This is a genomic window from Ahrensia kielensis DSM 5890 (genome assembly GCF_000374465.1).
Lineage (GTDB): Bacteria > Pseudomonadota > Alphaproteobacteria > Rhizobiales > Rhizobiaceae > Ahrensia > Ahrensia kielensis.
Genome location: NZ_KB894528.1, coordinates 211067 through 228310, shown reverse-complemented (window position 1 = coordinate 228310; position 17244 = coordinate 211067). Strand labels below are relative to the sequence as shown.

At 48.7% G+C, this 17244-nt stretch carries 12 protein-coding genes; 11 read left to right on the top strand and 1 reads right to left on the bottom strand.

Annotation, left to right across the window (positions count from 1 at the left end):
• Positions 1-153: 153 nt before the first annotated feature.
• From C504_RS0101010 to C504_RS0100995, 4 genes are read left to right on the top strand one after another with little or no spacing between them, the layout of a single operon-like run.
• Positions 154-1686, top strand: a complete 1533-nt coding sequence (locus C504_RS0101010) for an acyl-CoA carboxylase subunit beta (RefSeq protein ID WP_026317107.1) — start codon at positions 154-156, stop codon at positions 1684-1686.
• Between the two features lie 11 nt (positions 1687-1697).
• The gene (locus C504_RS0101005) at positions 1698-3689 is read left to right on the top strand and encodes an acetyl-CoA carboxylase biotin carboxylase subunit (protein WP_018687430.1); all 1992 of its coding nucleotides are present in this window, start codon (positions 1698-1700) and stop codon (positions 3687-3689) included.
• Complete coding sequence (gene scpA, locus C504_RS0101000) at positions 3686-5833, top strand: methylmalonyl-CoA mutase (protein WP_018687429.1); 2148 nt, start codon at positions 3686-3688, stop codon at positions 5831-5833. The genes C504_RS0101005 and scpA overlap by 4 nt, the downstream gene beginning before the upstream one ends.
• A 36-nt stretch (positions 5834-5869) precedes the next feature.
• Complete coding sequence (locus tag C504_RS0100995; RefSeq protein ID WP_018687428.1) at positions 5870-7789, top strand: propionyl-CoA synthetase; 1920 nt, start codon at positions 5870-5872, stop codon at positions 7787-7789.
• 26 nt (positions 7790-7815) lie between these two features.
• On the opposite strand, the gene C504_RS19050 is transcribed toward C504_RS0100995, so the two are convergent.
• Positions 7816-7926: a porin gene (locus tag C504_RS19050; RefSeq protein WP_425393368.1), complete on the bottom strand. Its 111-nt coding sequence runs from the start codon at positions 7924-7926 to the stop codon at positions 7816-7818.
• A gap of 509 nt (positions 7927-8435) precedes the next feature.
• Here C504_RS19050 and C504_RS0100985 point away from each other — a divergent pair.
• From C504_RS0100985 to ilvD, 7 genes are all read left to right on the top strand, one after another.
• Positions 8436-10034 carry an ABC transporter substrate-binding protein gene (locus C504_RS0100985; RefSeq protein WP_018687426.1) on the top strand — a complete coding sequence of 533 codons (1599 nt, stop codon included), beginning with the start codon at positions 8436-8438 and terminating at the stop codon, positions 10032-10034.
• Positions 10035-10108: 74 nt separating this feature from the next.
• Complete coding sequence (locus tag C504_RS0100980) at positions 10109-11119, top strand: ABC transporter permease subunit (protein ID WP_018687425.1); 1011 nt, start codon at positions 10109-10111, stop codon at positions 11117-11119.
• Positions 11120-11121: 2 nt separating this feature from the next.
• On the top strand, positions 11122-12030 hold the full coding sequence (locus C504_RS0100975) for an ABC transporter permease subunit (protein ID WP_018687424.1): 909 nt from the start codon (positions 11122-11124) through the stop codon (positions 12028-12030).
• Positions 12031-12032: 2 nt separating this feature from the next.
• Positions 12033-13022, top strand: a complete 990-nt coding sequence (locus tag C504_RS0100970) for an ABC transporter ATP-binding protein (RefSeq protein ID WP_018687423.1) — start codon at positions 12033-12035, stop codon at positions 13020-13022.
• A complete protein-coding gene (locus C504_RS0100965) occupies positions 13022-13987 on the top strand; it encodes an ABC transporter ATP-binding protein (protein ID WP_018687422.1) in 966 nt (321 codons plus the stop codon). Before C504_RS0100970 ends, C504_RS0100965 begins: the two co-directional genes overlap by 1 nt.
• A gap of 315 nt (positions 13988-14302) precedes the next feature.
• On the top strand, positions 14303-15187 hold the full coding sequence (gene purU, locus C504_RS0100960) for a formyltetrahydrofolate deformylase (RefSeq protein ID WP_018687421.1): 885 nt from the start codon (positions 14303-14305) through the stop codon (positions 15185-15187).
• A gap of 126 nt (positions 15188-15313) precedes the next feature.
• Positions 15314-17143 carry a dihydroxy-acid dehydratase gene (gene ilvD, locus C504_RS0100950; RefSeq protein ID WP_018687419.1) on the top strand — a complete coding sequence of 610 codons (1830 nt, stop codon included), beginning with the start codon at positions 15314-15316 and terminating at the stop codon, positions 17141-17143.
• The last annotated feature ends 101 nt before the right edge of the window (positions 17144-17244 follow it).

Sequence of the window (17244 nt, the reverse complement as noted above, 5' to 3'; positions counted from 1 at the left end):
ATACTTTTTTACTTTTGAAAGTTGCAACTTTGATAAATTATATTCTTACACTAATTTACTCCTTACAATATGACAAGCTTGCCTTACTGATAGTGAAAATCGAAATGGCGCTAATGTTTAAGCACGCGTCTTTATAGCCGGAGCAACCTGATGATCTCAGAAACGCTAGACCAATTGGAAGCAAAACGTGCAGAAGCGCGTCTTGGCGGCGGGCAGCGGCGCATTGATGCACAGCACGCCAAAGGCAAGCTAACGGCACGCGAACGCCTCGATGTGCTTTTCGATGAAGGCTCATTTGAGGAATACGACACTTTAAAGTCTCACCGCTGCACAGACTTCGGCATGCAAGAGCAGCAAATTCCAGGTGATGGCGTCATCACCGGATGGGGCAAGATCAATGGCCGTCCCTGCTATGTGTTTAGCCAAGACTTTACAGTGTTTGGTGGCTCCTTATCTGAAACCCACGCAGAAAAAATCTGCAAGGTCATGGATCTGGCGGTTCAAAACCGTGTGCCAATCATTGGCCTTAATGATTCTGGCGGCGCGCGCATTCAAGAAGGTGTCGCATCACTTGGCGGCTATGCGGAAGTTTTTTGGCGCAATGCGCAAGCCTCCGGTGTTATTCCGCAAATTTCGGTCATCATGGGGCCCTGTGCGGGCGGCGCGGTCTATTCACCTGCAATGACTGACTTTATATTTATGGTCAGAGATACAAGCTATATGTTTGTCACCGGACCAGATGTGGTCAAAACCGTTACCAATGAAATTGTGAGCGCTGAAGAACTGGGCGGCGCATCAACACATACGAAGAAGTCTTCTGTTGCCGATGGTGCCTTTGACAATGATGTGGAGGCGCTTTTGGAAGTGCGCCGTCTGTTTGATATGTTGCCGCAATCATTTGACAGCGCCCTGCCCGTTTTACCGACGACAGACAGCGAAACCCGCATTGAGACAAGCCTCGACACGCTGATACCGGAAAATCCGAACCAGCCTTATGATATGCACGAAGTTATTCGCAAAGTGGCTGACGAAGGCTCGTTCTTTGAGATTCAAAAAGATCACGCAGGCAATATATTGTGCGGGTTTGTTCGTATTAATGGCTCAACGGTTGGCGTAGTTGCCAATCAGCCAATGGTGCTGGCGGGCTGTCTGGACATCAACAGCTCTAAGAAAGCAGCGCGGTTTGTGCGCTTTTGCGATGCGTTCAACATTCCGATTTTGACACTTGTTGATGTGCCGGGCTTTTTGCCAGGTGTCGGACAAGAACATAGCGGCATTATTAAACATGGCGCAAAGCTGCTGTTTGCCTATGCGCAGGCAACGGTTCCGCTGGTCACTGTCATCACCCGCAAAGCCTATGGCGGTGCTTATGATGTGATGGCCTCAAAACATATTCGCGCGGACATAAACTATGCTTGGCCAACGGCTGAAATTGCCGTGATGGGCGCAAAAGGTGCATCGGAAATTATTCACCGTGCTGACCTTAAAGATGCCGATAAAATGGCGGCGCACACCAAGGAATATGAAGATCGCTTTGCCAATCCGTTCATCGCCGCACAGCGCGGCTTTATTGACGAAGTTATTATGCCGCATTCGACGCGCCGCCGCGTTGCCCGCGCCTTTGAAATTCTCAAAGGCAAAAAGGTGACTGGCCCTGCCAAAAAACACGATAATATTCCGCTCTAAGGGTACGACACATGTTTACTAAAATTCTCGTTGCCAATAGAGGCGAAATTGCCTGCCGCGTTTTCAAGACTGCGAAAGCCATGGGCATTAAAACTGTCGCCGTTTATTCAGATGCCGATAAAAACGCGCTGCATGTGCAGATGGCGGATGAAGCCGTGCATATTGGTGCCGCGCCTGCATCGCAGAGCTATCTCATTATTGATAAGATTATTGAGGCCTGCAAACAGACGGGCGCAGAGGCTGTTCATCCAGGTTATGGCTTTTTGTCCGAACGCGCTGAATTTGCCGAGCGCTTAAAAGCTGAAAATATCGCCTTTATCGGCCCGCCTGTGAACGCGATTGAAGCCATGGGTGACAAGATCACCTCTAAAAAATTGGCGCAGGAAGCAGGTGTTTCTACAGTTCCAGGCCATATGGGCCTGATCGACGATGCTGACCATGCAGCAACGATAGCTGCTCAAATCGGTTATCCGGTTATGATTAAAGCCTCTGCTGGCGGCGGCGGCAAAGGCATGCGCATCGCATGGAATGATGCTGAGGCGCGCGAAGGTTTTGACCGCTCAAAATCAGAGGCTGCCTCCTCATTTGGCGATGATCGCATTTTTATCGAAAAGTTCGTTGTTCAACCGCGCCACATTGAAATTCAAGTGTTGGCCGATACGCACGGCAATTGCATCTATTTGGGCGAACGCGAATGTTCTATTCAGCGCCGCAACCAAAAGGTCATTGAAGAAGCGCCCTCACCGTTTTTGGATGAGGCTACACGCAAGGCAATGGGCGAGCAATCTGTCGCGCTTGCCCAAGCTGTTGGCTATGCAAGTGCTGGAACGGTGGAATTTATCGTCGATAAGGATCGCAATTTCTATTTCCTCGAAATGAATACGCGGCTGCAAGTCGAGCATCCCGTCACAGAACTTATCACCGGCGTTGACTTAGTGGAGCAGATGATCCGCGTTGCCAATGGCGAAGAGCTCGCCCTTGCCCAAGAGGACGTGAAGCTTAACGGGTGGGCAATTGAAAGCCGCCTTTACGCCGAAGACCCTTACCGCAACTTTTTGCCTTCTATCGGCCGCCTGACACGCTACCGCCCGCCTTTGAGTTCTTCCGCAGGTGTAGATACCATCGTGCGCAACGATACGGGCGTTTATGAAGGCGGTGAGATTTCCATGTTTTACGATCCGATGATCGCGAAGCTTTGCACATGGGGAAAAAACCGAGAAGCCGCCGTTACCGCCATGTCTCATGCGCTTGACGCATTTGAGGTTGAGGGCATTGGCCACAATTTGCCGTTCTGCGCTGCCGTAATGAAACATGAACGCTTTAAGAGCGGCAACATCACCACCGCCTTTATCGAGGAAGAATATCCTGACGGGTTTGAAGGCGTAACACCCAATGACACTGAATTAAAAGCGTTAGCCAGCATTGCTGCCGCCATGAAATTGAGCGATGAACGCCGCATTGGCACGCCTATCAAGGCGAGCGGCGATAATGATTATGTGGCTGTTATTGACGGTCAGCACATCAAACTCGCGGTGCAAGCAATCGACACGCATTTCGAAATTGCTTTGTCTGAGGATGGCACCAAGTGCCAAGTTCACATTGATTATACGCCCGGCATTCCGCTGGTCAGAGCCAAGGTTGATGAAACGGACTATATAATAAAGACAACGCCAATTACGGGCGGTTACAGATTGCGGGTGCAAGGCCTTGACTTGAATGTCAAAATTTACACGCCGCGCATTGCGGAACTTGCATCCCTAATGCTGGAAAAACTGCCGCCGGACACGTCCAAATTGCTACTCTGCCCTATGCCCGGTTTGATCGTAAAATTGAACGTCAAAGAAGGCGACAAAATCGAAGAAGGCCAAGCATTGGCCATCGTTGAAGCAATGAAAATGGAAAATGTTCTGCGTGCAGAAAAAGCCGGAATAGTTTCAAAAATACCTGTGGCCGTTGGCGACAGTCTTGCGGTTGATGAAGTGATCATGGAGTTCGAAGGATGAGCGATAAAACCAAGGTCGACGATCAATATTGGAATGCAATCGCGGAAAAAGAGTTGAAGGGCAAAAGCCCGACATCGCTTAACAAAAAAACGCCTGAAGGCATCACGATCAAGCCGCTTTATTTGCCGTCCGACGTGCCGGAACAGGCCGCCCGCGACTTACCGGGCTTTGAGCCCTATACACGCGGCGTTAAAGCCACCATGTATGCGGGCCGCCCGTGGACTATTCGCCAATATGCGGGATTTTCAACGGCCGAAGAATCCAATGCTTTCTACCGCAAGAACTTAGCCGCAGGACAAAAAGGTTTGTCGGTTGCGTTCGATCTTGCAACGCACCGCGGCTATGATTCCGATCATCCACGTGTTTCTGGCGATGTTGGCAAGGCTGGCGTTGCGATCGATTCTGTTGAGGACATGAAAATCCTCTTCGACCAGATTCCGCTGGATGAAATGTCTGTCTCTATGACGATGAATGGCGCGATCATTCCGGTGCTGGCGATGTTCATTGTTGCAGGCGAAGAACAAGGCGTTGATAAAGCTGTTCTGTCGGGCACTGTGCAAAATGATATTTTAAAAGAATTCATGGTGCGTAACACTTATATATATCCGCCAGAACCATCGATGCGGATTGTTGCCGATATTATTGAATATACGGCCAATGAAATGCCGAAATTCAACTCGATTTCAATTTCCGGCTATCACATGCAAGAAGCTGGTGCGACCTTGGCACAAGAGCTTGCCTATACGCTGGCCGACGGCATGGAATATGTGCGCGCAGCAACGATTAAGGGACTGGATGTTGACCGCTTTGCGGGCCGCCTCTCCTTCTTCTTCTGCATCGGCATGGACTTCTTTATGGAGGTCGCAAAGCTGCGTGCTGCACGCATGCTGTGGTCGCGCATCATGACTGATTTTGGAGCGCAAGATCAGCGCTCCAAGCTTCTGCGCACACATTGCCAAACATCTGGCGTATCGCTCACCGAGCAATCACCGCATAATAATATTATTCGCACAACGATTGAAGCGATGGCCGCAACTTTGGGCGGCACGCAAAGTCTGCACACCAACTCGTTTGATGAAGCGATGGCGCTGCCCACAGAGGCATCGGCGCGTATCGCACGCAATACGCAACTTATTTTGCAACATGAAACCCGCATGACGGATGTGGTCGATCCGCTCGGTGGCTCTTATTATGTTGAGGCGCTGACCAAACAGCTTGCCGACGAAGCATGGAAACTCATCGAGGAAGTTGAAGAGCTTGGCGGCATGACCAAAGCAGTCGAGCAAGGTCTGCCTAAGATGCGCATTGAAGAGGCTGCAGCACGGCGCCAAGCGCGTGTGGACCAAGGCGAAGACGTTATTGTTGGCGTCAATAAATATGTCGTTGAAGACGAAGAACCAATCGACATTTTGCAAATTGATAATACCAAGGTGCGCGTTTCACAAATTAAGCGTCTTACCCAAGTGAAGAAGTCACGCAACCCGAAAGCGCTGGAAAGCGCCATCCAGAACCTAGAAGACGTTGCAAAATCTGGCAGAGGCAATTTGCTGGAAGCTGCCGTTGAAGCTGCACGCGCACGGGCAACACTTGGCGAAATTTCAGATGCGATGGAACGTGCATTTGACCGTCATAAGGCCACTACGCGTATCATCGCCGGCATTTACGCCGATGCCTATAAGGATGATGCCGAATATAAAGCAATCCAAAGCCGTATCAAAGATGTGGCAGATGACAAAGGCCATGTGCCGCATATTCTTGTCTCCAAAATGGGACAAGACGGGCATGACCGCGGTGCAAAAATCATTGCCACAGCATTTGCCGATATGGGCTTTAAGGTTGATCTTTCAGACATGTTCGAAACGCCGCAAGAAATTTGCGACAAAGCCATTGCCTCTAACGTTGATGTGATTGGTGTTTCGTCACTTGCTGCGGGTCATATGACGCTTATTCCTGAGCTCATTGAACTGCTGAAAGCTAAGGGCCGCGACGACATTATGGTCATTTGCGGCGGTGTTATTCCAGAGCAGGATTACGCATTTTTGCGCGAAGCTGGTGTGGCTGAAATCTTTGGCCCGGGCTCGAATGTTTTGGATGCGGCCAATGCTCTGCTTTCGCAATTAGTCGGATTGCGGCGCAACCGCTGACCTGACAGTCTTAGACGATGCCTTGGGAGGGGTAATATGAGCGCGACATCAAAATATGCCGAGATTTACGGCGCGTGGCAAAAAGATCCGCAAGAATTTTGGAAGCAAGCCGCCGCTGGCATTGATTGGTTTAAACCTGCTGACAAAGTGTTCGATCCTGATTTGGATATTTATGGCCGCTGGTATGTCGGCGCGACATGCAACACTTGTTATAATGCTGTTGACCGTCATGTTGATAATGGACGCGCCGATCAAGCTGCACTGATCCATGAAAGCGCCTATAGCGGCAAAAAGACAGTTTGGACCTATGCGCAATTGCGCGACGAAGTGCGTGCGCTGGCGGCAACATATCGTGATTTGGGTGTCACCAAAGGCGACCGCGTTCTCATCTATATGCCTATGGTGCCAGAGGCCGTTGCCGCGATGCTTGCGTCGGCACGGCTTGGCGCTATTCACACCGTTGTTTTTGGCGGCTTTGCGGCCAATGAACTGGCAACCCGCATCAATGATTGTGAACCCAAAATTATTATCGCTGCCTCGTGCGGTGTCGAGCCGAGCCGTATCGTCGAGTATAAACCGCTTGTCGATAAAGCGATTGAGATTTCCGATCATAAACCGGACCACTGCCTCTATTTGCAACGCGATGAACATGTCTGCGATCTAACGGCAGGGCGCGATTTAGACTATAGCGAACTGGTGAGCGCACACCGCGAAGCACAAACGCCGATCCCTTGTGAAGAAGTCGCAGCGACTGACCCGCTTTATATTCTCTATACATCAGGCACGACTGGCCAACCCAAAGGTGTCGTGCGTGATAATGGCGGCCATATGGTTGCGATGAAATGGTCAATGGATGCCGTTTACGGCATTAAACCTGGCGAAGTCTTTTGGGCAGCTTCTGATGTGGGCTGGGTCGTTGGCCATTCTTATATTTGCTACGCACCGCTTCTACACGGCGCGACAACATTGATGTTTGAAGGCAAACCTGTCGGCACATCCGATGCCGGTGCTTTTTGGCGCGTTATACAAGATTATAAAGTCGCCGCTTTGTTCACAGCACCAACCGCCATTCGTGCAGTTAAAAAGGAAGATTCAAAAGGCGAGTTTATAAAAAGCTATGATATTTCGTCGCTTCGCACTTTATTTTTAGCGGGCGAACGCGCCGATTCTGATACGATCGAATGGGCTGAAAAAGCGCTTGGCGTTCCAGTGATCGACCATTGGTGGCAGACAGAAACAGGCTGGGCAATGGTAAGCAACCCCATTGGTTTAGGTGCCCTGCCCGTCAAGATCGGTTCTCCAACGGTCACAATGCCCGGTTATGACATTCGCGTATTGGATGATGCGGGGCATGAGGTCAGCCATGGTACGCTTGGCAATATCGTTGTGAAACTGCCTTTGCCGCCGGGGTGTATGCCATCCTTATGGAATGGTGAGCAGCGCTTCCGCGAGGCTTATCTTAATGAGTTTCCGGGTTTTTATAAAACATCTGATGCCGGATACATGGATGAGGATGGCTATTTGTTCATCATGGCGCGCACCGATGACATTATCAATGTGGCCGGACACCGCCTATCGACTGGCGCGATGGAAGAGATCATTGCCAAACATCCTGATGTTGCTGAATGCGCGGTCATCGGTATAGCAGACACACTCAAAGGTCAGGCTCCTGTAGGCTTTTTGATTACCAACACTGGCACTGAGCGCTCTGAAAGTGAAATTGAAGCCGACGTTATCAAAATGGTACGCGACGAGATTGGTCCGGTTGCTGCGTTTAAAATTGCACTGACAGTGCCGCGTTTGCCCAAAACACGATCTGGAAAGATATTGCGCGCAACCATTCAAAAGATTGCCGATGGCGAAACATGGAAAATGCCTGCGACGATTGAAGACCCAACAGTTTTAGATGAAATAACCATTGTTTTAAAATCACGAAGAATCGGCAATTTTGGTTAAGTGATAAAAGCTAAACGGAATTTTCGTTAATTGTTTTTGACGTTAATTTCATACTGAACATGGCCTGAGATACGAATACATGTCTGTGTTCCGGGGATAAATTTGAACCCGGGACCAGCCATTTCACAGCTCTGCACGTCATCATTTTCAAGTTCAGGATCAGCAATAATTTGACTTTTCAAGTCAATTGGCTCGCCTGCATAAGCAACATTTATCAAAATGCAGAATATTGAAATAATTATACTGATCTGTTTCAAAACTTTATTCTCACCATCACGATATCACCACACCAATATACCAATCTTTACAACACGACATTTACGTTAAAATAACAGTGCATTTAAACGCTCATCATTATTGCATTCCTCGCAACCGCTAAGCAGCATGGGAACTTGTCTAAAATACGATACAAAACGTATTTTCATCGTTTGATCGCCAAGCTTAGACAGAAACGAACTTGGATAAATATACTCAATAAAAGCGAACAATCAGAACAAACGACCTAATACGGAGCACAATATAGAAATTTAATTGTGTGAAAGTTCAAAAAAAGACAATTGCTATAAGACAGATGAGGTGCTTACATAGCCTCTTCATGACTGGAGTATAACCAGATCAGAAATTTAATTGGAAGGAATTAAATAGCATGAAACGTTCAAATTTGCTGTTGCCAGCACTCTTAGCCACGACGATGCTTATGGCAGGTGCCGCACAAGCCAAAACTTTGGTTTACTGCTCGGAAGGTTCGCCAGAGGGTTTTGACCCTGCGCCCTACACTGCCGGCACGACATTCGATGCATCATCAAAACCTCTTTACAACCGACTTGTTGAATTCAAGCCAGGCACTTCTGAAGTACAGCCTGGTCTTGCTGAAAGCTGGGAAGTTTCTGAAGATGGCATGACTTACACATTCAAGCTTCGTCAGGGTGTTAAGTTCCACACAACTGAATTCTTCACACCAACACGTGATTTCAATGCTGATGACGTGCTGTTCTCATTCAATCGCCAGCTACAAAGCGACCACGCTTTCAACCAATATACTGCTGGCATTTCTTGGGAATATTTCAACGGCATGTCTATGCCGGACCTTTTGAAGTCTGTTGAGAAAGTTGATGACTATACAGTGCGGTTTAACCTGAGCCGTCCTGAAGCGCCAATGGTTGCAAACTTGGCGATGGATTTCGCATCTATCCTTTCAGCAGAATATGGCGCGCAGCTTGAAGAAAGCGACACAAAAGACATGCTTAACCAGCAGCCGATCGGCACTGGTCCGTTCCATTTTGTTGCTTACCAAAAAGATGCTGTGATCCGTTATGGTTCACATGATGAATATTGGGCAGGCAAGCAGCCAATCGACGATTTGGTTTTTGCGATTACAACAGATGCTTCTGTTCGCCAGCAAAAATTGCTCGCAGGCGAGTGTCACGTGGCACCATATCCAAACCCAGCTGACTTGGATTCATTGAAAGCTGCAGAGAACATCAAAGTTGAAGAGCAAGAAGGCCTTAACGTTGGCTATCTCGCTTACAACACTCAGGTAGCGCCTTTTGACAATGCAAATGTTCGTAAAGCGCTTAACAAGGCGATCAACAAGCAAGCAATTCTTGACGCCGTATTCCAAGGCGCTGGTAAAGCTGCAAAGAACCCGCTGCCACCAACCATGTGGTCATACAATGATGCCGTCGAAGACGACAGCTTTGATCCTGAAGCGGCAAAAGCTATGTTGGAAGCTGAAGGCGTTAAAGACCTGAAGATGAAAATCTGGGCTATGCCGGTTCAACGTCCATACAACCCGAATGCACGTCGTATGGCTGAAGTCATGCAAGAAGATTTTGCTAAGGTTGGCGTTGAAGTTGAGATCGTTTCCTATGAATGGGGCGAATATCTCGACCTTTCAAAAGACAAAGACCGCGATGGCGCCGTTCTTCTTGGTTGGACAGGTGACAATGGTGACCCAGACAACTTCCTAGCCGTTCTTCTTGGCTGTGATGGTGTTGGTGGTTCAAACCGTGCACAATGGTGTAACGATGAGTTTGAAGCTTTGATTCAAAAAGCGAAAATTGTATCGGACAAAGCCGAGCGTACAAAACTCTACGAAGAGGCACAGGTTGTCTTCAAACGCGAAGCACCGTGGGCGACAATTGCGCACTCAGTGGTCTTCATGCCTATGTCAACAAAAGTAAGCGGCTATGTGATGGACCCATTGGGTGGTCACTCGTTTACGAACGTTGATATTGCTGAATAATCACCCTTTCCTTTAGTTATTGGATTGAACCGCGCTTTATCTTTTAGATAAGGCGCGGTTCAAATTAGCTGCTCATGTTTGGTTTCTTACTAAAACGCTTCGGCTTGCTCATCCCCACTTTTTTGGGTGTGACCTTGGCCGCCTTCTCATTTGTTCGTATTTTGCCCGGTGACCCAGTCTTACTGATGGCCGGCGAGCGTGGTGTCTCTCCTGAGCGCCATGCCCAGCTGCTTGAGCAGTTCGGCTTTGATAGACCGCTCTACGTACAATATTTCGATTATCTTTTCTCCGCTCTTAGCGGCGATTTGGGCCAGTCTCTGGTGACAAAAAAGCCAGTGTGGGACGAGTTTTTTACGCTTTTCCCTGCAACCTTCGAATTATCCATTTGCGCGATTATATTTGCGCTCGTGATTGGACTGCCGATTGGTATGCTCGCTGCAATTAAGCGCGGTACATGGTTCGACCAGTCCTTGATGGGCGCTGCTCTAGTTGGCTATTCAATGCCGATTTTCTGGTGGGGCTTGCTGCTGATCATTCTATTCTCCGGCACACTTGGCTGGACACCGGTATCAGGGCGTATTTCACTGCTTTACTATTTCCCGAATGTGACGGGATTCATGCTGGTTGACTCGTTTTTATCGGGCCAAAAAGGTGCATTCAGCTCTGCCCTATCCCATCTCATTTTGCCAACGATTGTGCTTGGAACAATACCGCTAGCGGTTATTGCACGCCAAACACGCTCTGCCATGCTTGAGGTGCTTAATGAGGACTATGTCCGCACGGCACGCGCCAAAGGCTTATCGGCAGCCCGTGTTGTGGGTGTGCATGCTTTGCGCAATGCCATGATCCCCGTGATCACAACAATCGGCCTGCAGGTTGGTGTTTTGATGGCAGGTGCCATTTTGACTGAAACAATCTTTTCTTGGCCAGGCATTGGAAAATGGTTGATCGATTCTATTTCGCGGCGCGATTACCCTTCTGTGCAAGGGGGACTTTTGATGATCGCTGTCATTATTATGTTCGTAAACCTCGTTGTTGATCTACTCTACGGTCTGATCAACCCACGTATTCGGCATAAGGGTTAATCATGACAGATCAAGCTATAACCACAGATCCTGAGCTGGACGACAACCATCAATCCGGGTTGGCCAGCTTCTGGTTTTATTTCAAAGAAAATAAGGGTGCCGTGATTGGCCTCTGCTTCTTCTTGGCAATTTGTTTTATTGCTCTTTTTGCAGATTTCATCGCGCCACACGCACCCAATCAACAATATCGCGAATTCTTCCTTGTGCCGCCTGTTTGGCAAGAAGGTGGAACATGGCAGTTTTTACTGGGCACAGATGCCGTTGGCCGCGATATGTTATCACGGCTTATTCACGGTAGCCGTTATTCGCTATTCGTTGGCATAATTGTTGTTGTCGGCGCTGTTTCGGTTGGTGTGACAACGGGCTTAGTTGTTGGCTATATTGGCGGCGCACTAGATACACTTGTCATGCGTTTGATGGACATCATCCTCGCATTTCCAAGTCTCTTACTGGCGCTTGTTCTTGTTGCCGTATTAGGGCCAAGCCTGACCAATGCGATCATTGCAATCGCGATCATTCAGCAGCCACATTATGTTCGCTTGACCAGAGCAGCAGTGCTTGGGGAACGTGAAAAAGATTATGTAACGGCGGCGCGTTTAGCCGGTGTTGGCCCAATCAGACTTATGTTCCGTACTATTTTGCCAAACTGTATGGCCCCGCTTATTGTTCAGGCAGCGTTGTCGTTCTCGACAGCAATTCTTGATGCTGCAGCACTGGGCTTCCTTGGCATGGGCGCACAGCCTCCAACGCCAGAATGGGGTACTATGCTTGCTGAATCGCGCGAATTTATCTTGCGTGCATGGTGGGTTGTAACCCTGCCCGGCCTTGCCATTCTTATGACAGTGCTTGCTATCAACCTGATGGGTGACGGTCTTCGCGACGCACTTGATCCAAAATTGAAGAGGTCCTGATTATGGCACTTCTTATAATAGAAAATCTAAGCGTAGAATTTGCCACATCTGGCGGAACATTCCGTGCCGTTGATAGATTGTCGTTGTCAGTACAATCAAATGACATTCTGGCAATTGTTGGCGAATCTGGCTCCGGAAAATCCGTTGCTATGATGGCTGTCATGGGTCTCTTGCCTTGGACTGCTAAAGTAACCGCTGACAAACTGGACTTTAACGGTATCGACCTGCTCAATTTGAGTGCACGTATGCGTAAAAAGGTGATTGGCAAAGATATTGCCATGATCTTTCAAGAGCCTATGTCGAGCCTTAACCCTTGCTTCACTGTCGGGTTTCAGCTCGCCGAATCGTTACGCATTCATATGGGCATGAACCGTTCAGAACGCAAAAAACGCTCAATCGAATTGCTTGAACTCGTCGGCATTCCTGCCCCTGAAAAACGGCTGTCTGCATTCCCACACCAGCTTTCTGGCGGCATGAGCCAACGCGTCATGATCGCAATGGCAATTTCGTGTAATCCCAAACTTCTGATTGCCGATGAGCCAACGACAGCGCTTGATGTGACAATTCAAGCGCAAATTTTGGACTTGCTGGTTTCATTGCAATCCGAGACCGATATGGGGCTGGTACTTATCACTCATGATATGGGTGTTGTTGCAGAAACCGCAGACCGTGTTGTTGTGCAATATGCTGGCCAAAAGGCTGAAGATCAGCCGGTGAAAAAGCTGTTTGCAGAACCTCACCATCCTTATACATCGGCGTTGCTTGCAGCGCTGCCGGAACGAGCAACCTCGCGGCTTTTGCCATCTATTCCCGGCGTAGTACCGGGGCAGTTTGACCGCCCGAAAGGCTGTCTGTTCTCACCACGTTGTGCATTTGCAACTGATCTGTGCCGTACCGTTGAACCAAAGCGTGCAAGTGCCGATCTCGGCCACGCTCTTTGTCATTACCCATTGGTCAATGGCGAACCTACTAAAAATCAAAAGGTATCGTGATGAGTGATGTTGTTCTACGCGCACGCGACTTGAAAAAGCACTATAATGTTGGTGGTGGCCTGTTTAAATCGCCAAACATTGTCAAAGCGCTTGATGGTGTTTCATTCGAATTAAAACGTAATAAAACACTGGCCGTCGTCGGTGAATCCGGCTGCGGAAAATCCACCTTAGCCCGCTTAGTAACAATGATTGAAGAACCAACGGAAGGTTCACTTCAAATCAAAGATACTGAGCTTGCGGGTGCTTCTGCCGAAGCTCGAAAAGCATTGCGCCCTAAAGTTCAGATCGTGTTTCAGAACCCTTATGGTTCGCTCAACCCACGGCAAAAAATTGGTGATGCTCTAACAGAGCCGCTCTCCATGAACACGGATTTACCGAAAGCTGAGAAGCGCGATCGTGCAAAAGATATGATGGCAGCGGTAGGTTTGCGGCCTGAACATTACGACCGCTACCCGCATATGTTTTCAGGTGGCCAACGTCAGCGCATCGCGATTGCACGCGCATTGATGCTTGATCCTGAAATCTTGGTGCTTGATGAGCCGGTTTCGGCATTGGATGTCTCAATTCAGGCGCAGGTGCTCAACGTTTTGAGCGAGCTGCAAGAGAAATTGAACCTTGCCTATCTGTTTATCTCGCATGATTTGTCAGTGGTAAAGCACATTGCAGACGATGTGATGGTTATGTATCTGGGCAAGCCAGTGGAAAAAGCATCACGCGAGGAATTGTTTTCTGACCCGCGTCATCCCTACACACGGGCGCTTTTGTCAGCCACCCCAATTCCTGATCCAACACGCGAGAAAACACGTGAGGTGCTGAAAGGCGAACTACCCTCACCGATCAACCCGCCAACAGGCTGCGCCTTTCATCCGCGCTGCCCAAAAGTTTTTGATCCTTGCGCAAGCAAAACACCGCTGCTGGTCGGCCCAGGCAGCCGTAAGGTCGCTTGCCATTTGTACAATGACTAAAGATTAAATCACTGCGGCACCACTGAGATCATAGCGATTAAATTGGTGCCGCACTGAACACGCCTCGATAACATCTGCACGAAATGCGTTTTATGGCCAGCACATGACGTAATCGAACATGCTTGGATTACGAAATCTGCACACCAATAGTTTGAGAAAATGGCCCTATCGTTCGTTTAGTTTTTGCTCAAACATTAAGACCAATAAATTCATATGAATCTTGAATTTGCTTTTGCAGGAAGTAAACAACGATAACCGATTTCTAAATAAGACAACCACCGCGCTGCCAATTCGCCACACTCAGGATGACCTTTAATGAAAAATCTAATTTTAACTGTTCGCTGTGAAAGCAAGCGCGGGATCGTAAGTGCTACTGCTGGCTTTTTAGCTGATATGGGCTGCAACATTGTTGATAGTTCGCAATTCGACGATCTTTCGACGAAAGCATTTTTCATGCGCACATCATTTATTCCTGAAACTGGGGCGACGCTTGAAAAGCTCGAAGAGGCTTTTAAAGCCGTTGCCGACGAACACGGCATGGAATTTGAGTTCTTCGATCCTGCAAACAAAGTCAAAACCGTCATTATGGTTTCGCGCTTTGGACATTGCTTGAATGATATTTTATATCGCTGGCGCATTGGCGCATTACCAATTGATATTGTTGCCGTCGTTTCCAACCATCGCGACTATGAAAAGCTCGTATTGGATAATGATTTGCCGTTTCATCACATTTCCATCAAAGATGGCGACAAGAAAGCTGCTGAAGACGAGCTGATGGACCTTGTTGAGAGCACGGGCGCTGAACTCATCGTTCTTGCGCGCTATATGCAGGTGCTTTCCGATACGCTTTGTCAAAAGATGTCTGGTAGAATTATCAACATTCACCATTCCTTCTTGCCAAGCTTTAAAGGCGCCAATCCCTATAAGCAGGCTTTCCAACGCGGCGTGAAGCTAATTGGCGCAACAGCGCATTATGTAACAGCTGATCTGGATGAAGGCCCGATTATTGAACAGGACACTGCACGCGTAACACATGCGCAAAGTGCGCCGGATTATGTTGCCATTGGGCGCGATGTTGAATGTCAGGTGCTTTCACGCGCGATCCATGCTCATGTGCAACAACGTACATGTTTAACTGGAAACCGTGTTATTGTGTTCCCTGCAAGCCCGGGCGCATATGCATCTGAACGCATGGGATAATGATCAAAGCTGCATTGGAAACAATGCCGCATCCTGACTTGCAACAAAGCGAACACTTGCGGGCTAAAGCTGTCTTGCGCTGGCCTTTGCCTTGTGGTTTTTGTGTTTGCAATAAGGAGATTTAAAATGCCCGCTTACAAATCCAGAACCTCGACGCATGGCCGCAACATGGCTGGGGCGCGTGCTCTATGGCGCGCAACAGGCATGGGCGATGATGATTTCGGCAAACCAATCATTGCAATCTGTAACTCTTTCACACAATTCGTGCCTGGACACGTGCATTTGAAAGACCTTGGCCAATTGGTCGCCCGCGAAGTGGAAAAAGCTGGCGGCGTTGCTAAAGAATTCAACACGATTGCTGTTGATGATGGAATCGCCATGGGGCATGACGGCATGCTTTATTCGCTGCCTTCACGCGAAATCATTGCCGACTCCATCGAATATATGGTCAATGGTCACTGCGCCGATGCGATGGTTTGTATTTCCAACTGCGACAAGATCACGCCCGGCATGTTGATGGCAGCATTGCGCCTTAACATTCCCGTTGTGTTTGTTTCTGGCGGCCCAATGGAAGCTGGTAAAGTTTTGCTTGGTGAAGACGAACATGCGCTTGATCTGGTTGACGCAATGGTTGCTGCAGCCGATGACAATGTTTCACAAGAAGATCTTGATAAGATCGAGCGCTCCGCCTGCCCGACATGTGGTTCTTGCTCTGGCATGTTCACAGCCAACTCTATGAACTGTCTGACAGAAGCACTTGGCCTGTCGCTGCCGGGCAACGGCTCAACATTGGCAACGCATGCGGACCGCGAACAGCTGTTTTTAGAAGCTGGACGCCTCGTGGTCGACCTTGCACGGCGTTATTATGAAAAGGATGAAGAGCAAGTTCTTCCAAGAAACATTGCAACATTTGAAGCTTTTCAAAATGCAATGACACTTGATATCGCAATGGGTGGTTCAACCAACACTGTGCTTCACCTACTTGCGGCTGCCCATGAGGGTGAAGTCGATTTCAAAATGTCGGATATTGATGCCTTATCGCGCAAGGTTCCAGTTCTTTGTAAAGTTGCACCAGCAAAAGCTGATGTTCACATGGAAGACGTGCACCGCGCGGGTGGCATCATGTCAATTCTGGGCGAGCTAGAGCGCGCAGGCCTGCTTGACACTACGGTGGGGTCTATTCACTCGGCCAACTTAGGCGAAGCAATTGAAAAATGGGATGTGATGCGCAACAAAGATAAGCGCGTTGATGAATTTTTCCGTGCAGCGCCGGGTGGTATACCGACCCAAACTGCCTTCTCACAGTCTCGGCGTTACACAGAGCTTGATACAGACCGCGAAGGCGGCGTTATCCGCAATGCTGAACATGCCTTTTCACAAGATGGTGGCCTTGCCGTTCTATTTGGTAATTTGGCCGAAGAAGGCTGTATCGTCAAAACAGCCGGTGTTGATGATTCAATCCTAAAATTCTCTGGCCCTGCTCACATTTTTGAAAGCCAAGATGATTCCGTTTCAGCTATTTTGACTGGTAAAGTCAAAGAAGGTGAAGTTGTGCTGATCCGTTATGAGGGACCGCGCGGCGGTCCCGGCATGCAGGAAATGCTGTATCCAACATCATATCTTAAATCAAAAGGTCTTGGAAAAGCCTGTGCGCTCGTCACTGATGGTCGCTTCTCTGGTGGCTCGTCCGGCTTGTCGATTGGCCATGTTTCTCCAGAAGCTGCTGAAGGCGGATTGATTGGACTTGTCGAACAGGGCGATCTGATTGAAATTGATATTCCGAACCGGACAATCAATCTTGCGGTTGATGATGCTATTCTTGCTGAAAGACGCATCGCGCGTGAAAAAGAAGGCTGGAAACCCGTTAAACCACGCAAGCGCAAAATTACGACAGCGCTTAAAGCTTACGCCGCATTGACGACATCTGCTGCTAAAGGCGCGGTACGACAAGTATAATATAGGCAGGCGCCGAAAAGCGCTGCGAGCAAATATTGACCTTGCCCTTATGGGGCAAGGTTTTCTTTTTCATGCATTTTGCCAACGAAAAAATCTCTTAT

Coding starts and splice junctions, on each gene's coding strand:
- C504_RS0101005 (WP_018687430.1), top strand. CDS start 1,698: ATGTTTACTAAAATTCTCGTTGCCAATAGAGGCGAAATTGCCTGCCGC.
- scpA (WP_018687429.1), top strand. CDS start 3,686: ATGAGCGATAAAACCAAGGTCGACGATCAATATTGGAATGCAATCGCG.
- C504_RS0100995 (WP_018687428.1), top strand. CDS start 5,870: ATGAGCGCGACATCAAAATATGCCGAGATTTACGGCGCGTGGCAAAAA.
- C504_RS0100985 (WP_018687426.1), top strand. CDS start 8,436: ATGAAACGTTCAAATTTGCTGTTGCCAGCACTCTTAGCCACGACGATG.
- C504_RS0100980 (WP_018687425.1), top strand. CDS start 10,109: ATGTTTGGTTTCTTACTAAAACGCTTCGGCTTGCTCATCCCCACTTTT.
- C504_RS0100975 (WP_018687424.1), top strand. CDS start 11,122: ATGACAGATCAAGCTATAACCACAGATCCTGAGCTGGACGACAACCAT.
- C504_RS0100970 (WP_018687423.1), top strand. CDS start 12,033: ATGGCACTTCTTATAATAGAAAATCTAAGCGTAGAATTTGCCACATCT.
- C504_RS0100965 (WP_018687422.1), top strand. CDS start 13,022: ATGAGTGATGTTGTTCTACGCGCACGCGACTTGAAAAAGCACTATAAT.
- purU (WP_018687421.1), top strand. CDS start 14,303: ATGAAAAATCTAATTTTAACTGTTCGCTGTGAAAGCAAGCGCGGGATC.
- ilvD (WP_018687419.1), top strand. CDS start 15,314: ATGCCCGCTTACAAATCCAGAACCTCGACGCATGGCCGCAACATGGCT.